7 protein-coding genes are annotated in these 11,581 nt (G+C 45.2%); 1 reads left to right on the top strand and 6 read right to left on the bottom strand.

Going from position 1 to position 11,581, the window contains the following annotated elements:
* Window positions 1-514: 514 nt before the first annotated feature.
* On the bottom strand, window positions 515-1,615 hold the full coding sequence (locus tag OCH80_RS09695; protein ID WP_404540489.1) for a hypothetical protein: 1,101 nt from the start codon (window positions 1,613-1,615) through the stop codon (window positions 515-517).
* A gap of 590 nt (window positions 1,616-2,205) precedes the next feature.
* On the opposite strand from OCH80_RS09695, the gene OCH80_RS09690 reads away from it, so the two are divergent.
* The gene (locus tag OCH80_RS09690) at window positions 2,206-6,225 is read left to right on the top strand and encodes a hypothetical protein (RefSeq protein ID WP_404540486.1); all 4,020 of its coding nucleotides are present in this window, start codon (window positions 2,206-2,208) and stop codon (window positions 6,223-6,225) included.
* Window positions 6,226-6,451: 226 nt separating this feature from the next.
* Here OCH80_RS09690 and OCH80_RS09685 read toward each other — a convergent pair whose 3' ends face one another.
* The 5 genes from OCH80_RS09685 to OCH80_RS09665 form a co-directional block, all read right to left on the bottom strand.
* On the bottom strand, window positions 6,452-7,609 hold the full coding sequence (locus OCH80_RS09685) for a hypothetical protein (protein WP_404540484.1): 1,158 nt from the start codon (window positions 7,607-7,609) through the stop codon (window positions 6,452-6,454).
* Window positions 7,610-7,867: 258 nt separating this feature from the next.
* A complete protein-coding gene (locus tag OCH80_RS09680) occupies window positions 7,868-9,292 on the bottom strand; it encodes a Rib/alpha-like domain-containing protein (RefSeq protein ID WP_404540483.1) in 1,425 nt (474 codons plus the stop codon).
* 164 nt (window positions 9,293-9,456) lie between these two features.
* Window positions 9,457-9,723, bottom strand: coding sequence for a GNAT family N-acetyltransferase (locus OCH80_RS09675; protein ID WP_302188371.1), 267 nt, complete (start codon window positions 9,721-9,723; stop codon window positions 9,457-9,459).
* A gap of 2 nt (window positions 9,724-9,725) precedes the next feature.
* The gene (locus OCH80_RS09670; RefSeq protein WP_154549386.1) at window positions 9,726-10,445 is read right to left on the bottom strand and encodes an HAD family hydrolase; all 720 of its coding nucleotides are present in this window, start codon (window positions 10,443-10,445) and stop codon (window positions 9,726-9,728) included.
* Between the two features lie 256 nt (window positions 10,446-10,701).
* Window positions 10,702-11,058 carry a DUF1304 domain-containing protein gene (locus OCH80_RS09665; protein ID WP_302188369.1) on the bottom strand — a complete coding sequence of 119 codons (357 nt, stop codon included), beginning with the start codon at window positions 11,056-11,058 and terminating at the stop codon, window positions 10,702-10,704.
* Between the last annotated feature and the right edge of the window lie 523 nt (window positions 11,059-11,581).

Below are 11,581 nucleotides of genomic sequence, written 5' to 3'. Positions count from 1 at the left end.
AACAGTCACTTGAGTACTCGAGTCTCTATTTCTGTTGAAGTCTGCCGCGCTTGTTCCCGTACTTTGCAGCTGCCGCAGAAGAGAAAGACACATCCATAGAATGGATCGAGATTGAAACTCTTCTTAACTAAGTAAGCGAATCGATTCCCAGGCGCATGTCGGTCTTACCACAAACAATGAATATTCGACCTAATTCATCCAAATTAATCATGGCTCAAGAACCTATCCACGACCTCGATCATAAGCTCGTTAGTGGCATCACTATAAAATGACACAACCCCTTTGGACTCCGGATTAAGGACAAGTCTGTTCATTGTGATCCTGTTCTTAGGCTTAACTCTGCCCTTCGGCAGCTCGAGCAGTACAATTGAATGTTCAGTCATAATATCGTGGTCCTCCGTATTCAATTGTTAAGAACAGTATATGACTATTGAATTTTCAAGGTACAAGCCCACTTTTGTAAGTGGGAAGTTTAAGCTATTAATCTAATGTTTTAACGTGTGAAGGAATAGAATTATTTTCTAATGTTGTCAACTGTGTAGATGTTTTCATTGAAGCGCCATTTAGACACATCAACATTCTCCTTTTTATATAATTCATTCATGGCCTTGGTGATGTTTGGGTACTTGGCAGCCCATTTGGCTTCGTACTCACGGTAAGCCTTTTCGCCCTTCATGTATGCAGTGTAAGCTTCTTTGGTGTAACATCCACCGGGTCTCAATGCTATGCCTCTAATATCTTGAGCATAGCTTTCGTTATGCTTCTCATATGTATTTTTTGAAATTTTAATCTTCATCGTGGTTTGATCATAAATCGAACCTTCAAGTGGGTGTGCGGAATCCCATAAAATTCCTGCCCAAGCAGTTGCTTCACGATAAGAAGCTTGGTCTTTTTCAGCCGCAGCGAGATCGGCATCATATGCAACCTTGATTTGAGCCGGCGTTGCGGTTTCACGGAGCGGAACGTCAACAGGAGTCGTATCGGCATAGTCTATAAACTGAACGTCTTTGAAGAAGTCTTGCTGGACGTCCTTGGCCGGGACCCACATTTCGCCACTGTAATTCTCTTTCTTCGTATCCCAAAAGTGCTTGTCGCCGGGCTTGGGTTCCCAGTATTCTTGATAGACTCGGTACATCAGCTGTCCGTTCATGACTTTTTGCTCGCCGGTGACAACCTTAGTGCCTTTCTTAATACGAAGCTTGCCTTCATTTTTTCCGCCCATGCTCCATACATAGAGATTAAGAGGATTGCCCTTGCCGCTATAGACAGTTACGTAAGCTGAAGCCGGGGTAGCCTTCTTTACCGGCTTCTTGGTAGTTATCTTCTTTGGAGCAGCCTTTTTTGCGGTCTTCTTTACTACCTTCTTCTTAGCAACCTTTTTCACCGATTTCTTAGTAGCTTTCTTCTTGCTAAACTTATTAGCTACTTTCTTAGTTGCCTTCTTCTTGGTACTCTTTTTGGCTTTCTTCGCCTTTTTCGTACTCTTCTTTACAGATTTCTTGGTAGACTTCTTAGCTGCCATAGCAGTTGGAGTTGCTTCTACTGCTGGAACTGCAGCGCCCAACAGAGCCAAGGCAACAGAAACCTTACTGAAGGCTTTCAGCTTTTTACCCATATTTTTGTCCTCTCACATATTAATGGATGATTACACACTTTTATTTTTGAACCAAGAGCTGTATTTGTCAAATTAGTTTATTACAAAAAGATCATCCAATATACGCAAGAGATTTCTCCGACTCCTAAAACCCATCATAATGCGTATTACGTCCTAAATTTACAATAATCTAAAAATTCAAGAAGACTTGATGCCTACCATTTTACCGAACCATTCTAAAACAAGCTTGATTTATTCATTCTAATCATTACGCTTTTATCATTCCTTCTTAAGCGAAGCTTCCAAAGGCTTTTTGTATGCCTGATAGCCTTTTGCCAATTTTTACTCAACTTTCTCATTCTGCCAGGCTTCACCATCTTCATTACTGAAACACTTTGCTCTGTCAATACAAGTGATGACAGCGCTGTCTATGCAGGCGAATCCGGTGCCGAAACAGGCAAGGAAGCTGACAGAATCCTTCACAGATCAACACGCTGAACAGCCAGATTCACAACATTCAAGCCAAGGCCAATGGCGCAATCACGATCAGCGACACGGTAAAAGAAGTCAGAGAAGATCAGCTGCCAAACATTACCAATAAGCTGAATACCTTGAGTTCCTTGGTTGATCAGTACAATACCGCCAGAGCAACGATTGAAACGCAAAACCACTCAACGGAAGGTACTGTCGGAGTTGCCGGGCAATTGGAAACCGTTGACGTCACGGGGTCAAATCTCGATGAAACCATCTCTAATCTGCAAAATCTTCTGACCAGAATGCAAAGCACGATCACGGCCAATCAAAAGGCAGTAGATGAAGACGCCAATGCCGCAAATCAAAACCGTGTCCTTATGGACAAGATCAGAGAAGCAAACCAGACCATTTCCGGGTCTGCAAGCACGATCAAGAACTACAAGGACGGGATCAAGGGCGATTTGGATGCGGTCAAGAGAAAGAGCCAGGACTCAATTGCCGCTGGCGGCGTAGTCGTTGACAACACCGAAACGCAAAAAATCAATACGGTCAAGACCAACCAGACAGTCACCGCAACGACCAAGGTAAATTCGATCGATGAGGCAAACAAGGAATTGTCCAGAATCCTGGCTGACTTGCAAAAGCAGAACGTCACGGACAGCCAAGAAGCCGTCAAAGCCGCCAGCTACAAGGCAAATGCCTTGGCCAACATCGACAGCATCAACGCTTGGCTTGGGGAAATGAAGCAGATTTCCGCAAACGCCAAGCAGACGGCGGGCACGTTTAACAAGTCAACCCAAGCTCTTGGTGCCTACAAGGCTGACCGGCTGGCCAAGCTTCAAGCGGAACTTGACGAGTATAAAAAGACAGGCTATGCCAATGACGATACGCTGAATGCGATGCAGGCAGTCATTGACGGCGTAAAGAACTCAAACATCACTACGACTACCGTCACTGTTGGGCCAAGCGAAACGATTGACTTCGGTGACATTGGTCAAGCCTCCGGTGCAAACAACGGCGCAAAAGACGGCAGCATTGACGCCACCAAGGAAACCGAAAAGAATGCTTTGACCAATGAAACCAATGCCGCATTGGCTGCAGCCAAAGCACAAGACGATGCTCTTGTTGCCAAGATCAATGAGGCATATTCAATCACCGACCAGGCAATTGCCGAAATGAAAAAAGCTGTTGATGAAGCCAAGGAAATGGCCAGAAAGGACAGCGAATTCCAGCAAAAGCTGGCTGCGTTCAATGATTCCTTAACGACTCTCGAAGGCGAAATTGCGAAGGCCGACAAGGAACTGGAAAAGGACAACAAGAAGGACGGCGAGGCAATTCTTAACAAGATCACCGATCAAATCAGGATTGCCCGTCAGCAGGTCAGCGAAAGAAAGTTCGATGATGAATACCTGCCAGCAACGGCAGAGACGATCAACACTGACGTTTCCGATTGGAATACGTTCGCCAAGTCCCACTCATCTGGTGGCGTTCAAAGCATGACTACGAAACAAATCCAAGATCTTATTCACAAGCTTGCAGGTAATACCGATCAATCTAGTAACATTGAAGACTGGATTTGGGACAAAATGAGCGATTCTGTTACCCAAGATGGCAAAGCAGAGATTGCAGAACTGACCAAAGATCTTAAAGGCAAGGTATCAAACGCATCTAATCCTCGCTTCATCAATGTTAAGTCCGGCATAAACCAATACTCGCTTATTTCCGCAATCAAGGCTAACAAGGATGAGGACATCCAGAGAAACAGCTTCGGCTTCATTTGGAAGAACGGCAATTTAAGAAAGGCAAAGTGGGAGAAGAATGACGATACTTGGCATACTGGTATCGGCAAAGACTTCACTGACTACTTTAAAGAACTTGATCCAGGACCGGAAGGAAAAAGTCGCTGGACACATGACAATGACATTGGTCCAGTAAAGAGCATGAATCCCTGGTATTACGATTACAAGAATCAATATGCGAAAAACAAAAATTATGTCACTACGATGATAATCGGGACTACCGGGAAGCAAGCAATCACGATTCCACACGCTTTTGTTTATAACGATTCGGAAACGGGCAAAACCGTGCGTCTTAATGTCAAGGTCACGCTGACCTTGACAGACCAAAATGGCAATCCACTTTCTAAATGGCTTCGGCCAATGACATCCGGCGGTGAAGTTTTGAGAATCTTCTCAATATCTGCCGGTGAAGACTGCAAGCTGCACGTTGGCGGCGGCGTTATCTTTGGCCAATATGTTAACGCAGATTTTCATGGCTCTGGTGGCAGCGGAACTGGTGGTACGGGCGAACACTTGCTTCTTTCATCTAGTTCTGTTGGCCGAGGCGGTCAAGGATCTACAGGACCAAAGAAACAGCTCATCCCAACGTCCGTTTCTAATGTTGGTGGCCCTTACTTCGGTTTGCGGCTTGAAACCAAGATTGAGCTCGTTAAGCCAGAAGGCGTTTCTGAAGCTGCTTGGGCTACGACCTCAGGCACGATCTACGGCAAAGCACGCCACGCTTTTGACCAGATGCCGGTTGCGATCAACGACATTGATGACAAGCAAATCATGGCAACGGAAAAGGGCAACATTTATTTTGCCGAGTCCGACATGAAAAAGGAATACGTCACGATTAATGGCAAGAAGTGTCTGGCCGTAAAACCAAAGAACAATGATGCACAAGTAAATCTGTTGACCAACGACGACAACACCATTAACGATTTTAACGTGGTCATTGACGATCAGTATGTTAAAGACTTCTATACTCAGCGTAAACCAAATCCAAATGCTTCATACATGTCAATTGATGTTGCCTTTGGTGGTTCGGGCGTTGACCTTCTGCCAAGCAAAAGGGAATTGCCGCCATTGACCAAAGTATCAACTCCGTCAAAAATTACAAAGCCCAGAATCCCGAAAGTAACCGTTGTCGGCGGGCTCAATACCGTTCAAGTGGGTGACGTCTCTGCCAAAGCGCATACCGCTGGCACATACAGCATTCAAAGCAACATCGAATATCTGACGGCTGAGGGCAATCCAACTTACGTTCCACAAAACATTGCCGGCACGCTGTCTCTTGATTTGGTAAAGGCAACGCTTGAAAAGATCAAGCAGACGTCAAGCAACACTTCAATTGTCGTCAAGCGGGCCGAAGACAGAACCGTCAAGACTTCCTCCGGCAACTCCATGACCGTTCGGGTCAAGAACAATGAGGTGAAGACTTCCTCCGGGAACTCCTTGACCGTCCGGATCAAGAACAACGAGGTACGGACTTCTTCTGGCAACTCTATGACCGTTCGGGTCAAGAACAGCAATGTCAAGACTTCTTCCGGCAACTCACTTGTCGTTCGCAGACAACACGATAAAAATGGGACTGTGACAACTCCTGTCGGGACGATCGAAATCTCCAGCTACGGGCCGACACTGACCGTTCCGGCAACTTTTTCAGCCACTACAGGCGAAGGGTCAAAATCGAAAGACTCTGTAATTACCATTGGGCCAATTGGCCAGAACGGCTTAAACGGTGCAGTTCCGGTCGTACAAACAGATCTTGACGGTACACGGACAGTCGACATGTCGATCTATGCTGATCCTTCAATGCTTGAAATGGCAGAAGAAGCTATTTCAAAATGGAATGAGGCACTGGCAAAGTACAAGGTCAAGATCGGCGCTACCTACACGACAAGCGTGAATGACCTCAAGAAGGGCGTGACCGTTGCCATCATGGAATCCGCCCCAAACAATGAAGCGATTAGCTCATACCAGCGGGCAGGACAAAGCGACATTACCTTGGAAAACAATGCAGGTCTTTCAACGGCTGTCGTGAGAGACATCCTTAAAGGCAATGGCATTGGTGACGTCTATAACAAGTCCGGTACGATCACTGCTGGCGACACGTTGAAGAACTCCTTGTTTACGGTTCAAATCAACACGGATGGGATTCGGCAGACTAGCGCCAATGCGAAGGACGCAACCTTCAAGACCCTGCTCCATGAACTGGGCCATGTCTTTGGACTCAGCCATGACGATGACGATTCACTGATGACGCCATCCATTGGCAACAAGGCCTTTTCGGGTGAGATTTCAGATGCTGATGCCAAGCGTGCGGCACTTGAACTTGTAAATGATCCAAGTCACCCGTCTGACCTGTTCGTATAAGAACCAATTATCCCCACTTTTGTGGGGCTAATCTTCTGCAAAAAGATGTGTAGGCGTAATTCTTATAGTTAATCACACAAAAAAGATGACATGCCTTGTTTCGAGGACATGCCGTTTTTTGTTTTGGAAGCAAAAATGTTAAAAAAAGCATCCGACATTAGTCATCGAATGTAAAAGAAATCAACCCCACCTATGTGGGGAAATTTTAATGCACAGAGGAATAGTTTTATTTTCTGATGTTATTGACAGTATAGAGGTTATCGTTATAGTGCCATTCAAAGGTATTTAAATTGTACTTCTTGTAGTCACTGTCATTATTGAAAAGCTCGTTCATATATTTTGTGATGTTTGGATACTTGGCAGCCCATTTTGCTTCATATTGCCGGTAAGCCTTTTCACCATTGATGTAGGCCGTGTAAGATTCCTTGGTGAAGCCTATGCTCATTCTACCATGTTGTGCAGCTCTTTGAGCATACGTCAAATTGTGCTTTTCGTATGTAGATTTTGATACCTTGGTGTCTTTGCTCGACATACGAAGACGTTCAAGTGGATGAGCTTCAAACCAGTCGATAGAACCATTTTCTGGTTCATTTTTTTCAAAGTACGCAAGATCGGCATCATATTTTGCCTTACCGTCATAATAGTCAACAAATTTAACATCTGTGAAGTAGTCTACCTGTACATCCTTGGCCGGGACATAAACGGAAGAATTTTGAGCAATTTCGTACATCAATTGACCGTTGATGATTCCCTGCCCTAAGACAACAACCTTATCCCCCTTCTTGGGTGCCTTTTCTAAGCCGTCTTCGGCTGGCCAATAGCTAGTAGGCTTGCCCTTGATGTCATAGAAAGTTAAATTGGCTGAAGCCGGGGTGCTCTTCTTAACAGCCTTCTTCACTGGCTTCTTAACAGCCTTCTTAGGCGTTGACTTCTTAACAGTCTTTCTAGGCGTTGTCTTCTTAGCTGCCTTTCTCTTGATTGCCTTGTAGGTAATCTTGATAGTCTGGTTCTTGGTTTTTCTAGTGACCTTGGCAGCCCCAACAACAGCTCTGCTTGCGGTATAGCCAGACACCTTAATTGCCGTGTACTTCTTCCAAGAACTGGTAGACCACTTCCCGTAAGTCTTCTTCTTGGTCTTCTTATTAGTCTTGACCGTCCGCTTGATGTAAGCCTTTTGAACGACCTTCTTTAAGCCTTTAGGCTGGTACATCTCAATGGTTCTGGTAATTTTCTTGGTTTGAACACTATAGCTGTACTTAGCAGTCTTTTTAGCAGCCGCCATTACATTGTCAGTTTTTGGAATTGCAATGGTGGCTGTCGCGCTGGCGCCACAAAGCGCCAGCGCGACTGAAACTTTGCTGATATTTTTCAGTCTTTTATCCATTATCTTATCCTCTCATATATTATTAGATCATTAAACACTTTAATTTTTGTCCTAAACACTGTATTTGTCAAATTGCTTTTTAGCAAAACGATCATCTATTTATTGCGGACGATTTTGTTAGCCATTAAAGCTTATCACATCGCCAATTATAGCCAATTCAGAAAATATCTAAAAAAGCAAAAAGTATGATCCCGGCTATACATATCGGGATCATACTTTAACAAGATTAACTAATTTGCCACACTCATTGCACCACTATTATTTCTTCTTGTGTGCAGCTTTTAAAGACTTCTGGTAAGCCGTATAAGCTTTTGCCAATTGCCGATTGGCTTCCTTGATCTTTTCCACTTTAGCATAAGCAGCATCATATGCCTTCTTACTACTAGTTACATTTTCTTGCGCAGCATTGATCTCTGACTTATCAGCTTGGGTTTGTTCATAAGCCGTCTTTGCTGCATTCAATGCTGTCTCATAAGAAGCAACATAACTATTAAGAGCGGATTCAAATTCCTCAACGCTCACTTGAGCACTTGATGCTCTGCTACTATTAAAGTCTGCTGCGCTTGTCCCCGTATTTTGATCGTGAACAAGGCCAACATAGTCATAGTCGCCCATGCAGTTCGTGTAGTGGCCCGTTACGCCGCTGCCATGGGCGTCATAAACTGCTTTTTCTTCAGTATACCAGCCATCTAATGGATCACTGTAGCCCCATGCTAAGTTTTCAGCGTGAGAAATACTTACATTGTCGGAGCTATAAGTAAAGTAGGTATGAGCATACGTGTCGGTTCCGACAACATTAGCGATACTTGCAAAGATCATAAGGTCATAATCAATTCCTAAAGCTTTATGGTTGGGGAAGTTGTTATCCGTAGACCGGAAGTTGTTAAGCTCCTTGACCAGGTTAATATCTTCCTTCAAATTTGTTGTTGAAAGTACGCTTTTGACAGAATCATCCAAACCACTCACATACTCTGCCAGGACAGACTCTTTTGACATGCTATCTTTTGAATCCTGATAGTAATTAGGTGTTGCCTTGCTCATAATAAAATCATAGCCAGCTGTTTCATAGGCACTTGAAGCCTCATCATAACTTGCTTTAGCAGCTGCAACCTTGTTATTGTAGCTAGTTTCAGCATCCTTGTAGGCCTGGTTGGCACTATCCAAGGCTGCCGTCTTTTGACTCAAGTCATCTAGCGCGGCTTCTAATGAACCCAGCTCTGCAGCTTGCTTCTTGTACTTCTCGTAAGTAGCCTTAGCTGGATTATAAGCCGCCTTCTTCGCGGTTACCTTAATCTTGACATTCTTGACCTTGTCTTTTGACTTGTCAGGGTAAGTTACGATCACACTGACCTTGTAAGTGCCGGCCTTCTTCAAGTTTGGCTTTGGTGAAAAAGCATACTTGCTCTTAGCCGGCAACTTGCTTGCGTTGGCAATGGCGCTCTTGGCTGAGAGCTTGCTGCCAGCCTTGACAGTTACGCTCTTGGCCTTTGGCACGTATTTTTGCGCATTTGTCTTCTTTGCTGCCTTCTTCGACTTCTTTGCCTTTTTAGTCTTTTTCGTACTCTTCTTAGCAGCCTTCTTGGCGGCCAAGGCAGTTGGAGCAGTTCCTGTTACCGGTGCCGCGGCGCCTAACAGAGCCAAGGCAAGTGAAACTTTACTGATGGCTTTCAGCTTCTTGTCCATGATTTTTCCTCCTACATCTTGTCAGAGCATTACACATCCTTATTTTTGACTCAATGGGCCTGGATGTCAATAAGTTTGGTCCCCTTCGCCTCAGACGCGCAAAAATATTTATAAGATTACAAAAGCATCCCTATTCCGCAAAATTGCGGAGCGGGGATGCTTTTTTAGTGTAAATCTTCATATCCTGGCTTTGCCAGAACCTTGACGGCATAGGAGCAGGTTGCCCGCAGCTTGACGCCCTGCTTCCGAGCTGCAGCCACGACGGCATCGACCAGCTGGCGGCCAAGACCCTGTCCGCCATAAGCCGGATCCACCTTGGTCGTCGTGATGATCCAGTGATCACCCTTGTCTTCATAGACGCACTGGCCAATCAGCTGACCTTGGTCATAGACCGCTGCCCGCTGTTGGTCAGCTTCATATACAACTTTCATGATTATTCCTCACAAATTGCTTGATACAGTTCCTCAGCTGTGTCAACGATCACGGTCGCGCCATGCTTTTTCAAGAACGGGACCTTTCTAAAGCCCCAGGTTACGGCAATCTCATCCATCTTTGAGTTGCGCGCGGTCTGGATATCGATCTCTGAGTCGCCAATGTAGACGCACTTGTCGCGCGGCACCGCCAGCACCTTGACGCATTCGCTGGTCATGTCCGGCGCTGGCTTGCGGCGAATCCCGCTTTTTTCACCCAAGACGAAGTCGAATTCTTTGCCAAAAAGCTTCCCCACCAAGACTTGCACCGCTTCATCCGGCTTGTTGGAAACGACGGCCAGCTTGATCCCCCGCTGACGCAGTTTCTGCATCAACTCCAGGATGCCTGGGAAAGGACCAGTCTTAATCTGGCAGTGGTCCGCGTAATATGGCTTGAAAACTTTCAGAACCCGGTCAACTTCCGCTTGAGTCACGGCTTCCGGGATCTGCTCATCCTTGGTGCCAAAAGCAACCAGGCTTTCCAGGCTGCTGCCGGCTTCATAAGCCAAAGCCCGGGTAATCGCCACTACAACCCCGCTGCCAAAAAAGTTCTTGATATCTTCAACCGTAAAATCGTGCCGGTGTCCCGTCTTTTCAAAAGCATAGTTCAAAGACGTCGTTAAATCGGCGCTAGTATCTAAGATCGTTCCGTCCATATCGAACACGACGGCTTCATATTTCATCATTTTCACCTCGCTTTCATTATACCATCAAGGCTCGTGAAATAAGACCGCTTTTTCCTTGGCGGCAGTTGCGCAGTTTTCGGTTTAGTTGGGGATTTTTCGAAAGTTGACTCCCGAAAAGTATCCAACTGGAGCGGTTCGATTGCCAAAAAAACACTCATCTGACTAGATGAGTGTCAACAGGCGTTCGCCGTTTAATGTCTTGGCTTAATGACATTATGCCTCGCGCCATTCTCGTTTATCGAAAAAGTGATCCTTACGCGAAAAAGCTGACGATCAGAGCTACAATTGGCAGACCACCCTGCATCAGCAGAATCTTCGGCTGGCTTGATACTGCCCCATAGATCGCTACCAAGATTACGTATGCCAAGAGCAGCTGCAGAACGATCTTGCTCAAGGCAAAAGTCGCGATCAAAATCAAGACTGCCAACAGACCATTGTAAACCCCTTGGTTCTTAAAGAGCGCGTTAACTGACGGACGAGTCAGTTCTTCTTGGCTCATTTGAAAAACTTCCGCGGTTTTCTTGGAACTCGTCGCAATCGTTTCTAAGTACATAATATAAAAATGTTCAACTGCCACCAGGCAAGCTAAAATTTGCAAAGCTATTTTCATGAAAGCTCCTTATTATTTTTTACCATACATAACTAGTATTAACATTCTACCGGAAGCAGAATCGATGTGTCAAATCAGAGCAACATGAAAAAAGCACTAAGCAGATAGATTCTGCTTAGCACTTTCCTCACATTAGCGTTAACAAAGGTCAATGAGTTTCGTCATTATGCCTATTCATCATCGCGCTTCTTGCGCCAAAGGCCGCTGAAGGGAGCGCCAATCGCGGCTAAGACGAGTCCAAGCCAGGAGAGCTGCTTGCCGCTGTCAAAGTCAGGCAAAGTTTCAAGCAAAAAGCAGCATCCCCTCACGAAAAATTCTGCAGGGATGCTGATTAGTAGCTCTTCAGCTTTTCTACTTCGGTAGCATATATTTAGTGCTTCTGCCTTTACCGAGTTTGTTTAGGTAGCCTTTCTTTACCAAAGAGTTTATCAACCTCAAAGTTTTGGTTCTGCCAAAGCCGACCACTTCATTTATCTTGCTAGTAGTTTCGTTTCCAGATTGAACGGCTTGATAAATTTTGCCT

Source organism: Lactobacillus sp. 23-2 (assembly GCF_044902225.1).
Classification (GTDB): Bacteria; Bacillota; Bacilli; order Lactobacillales; family Lactobacillaceae; genus Lactobacillus; species Lactobacillus absianus.
The sequence above is the reverse complement of the archived record's forward strand: the minus strand, read 5'-3'. Positions and strand labels throughout refer to the sequence as shown.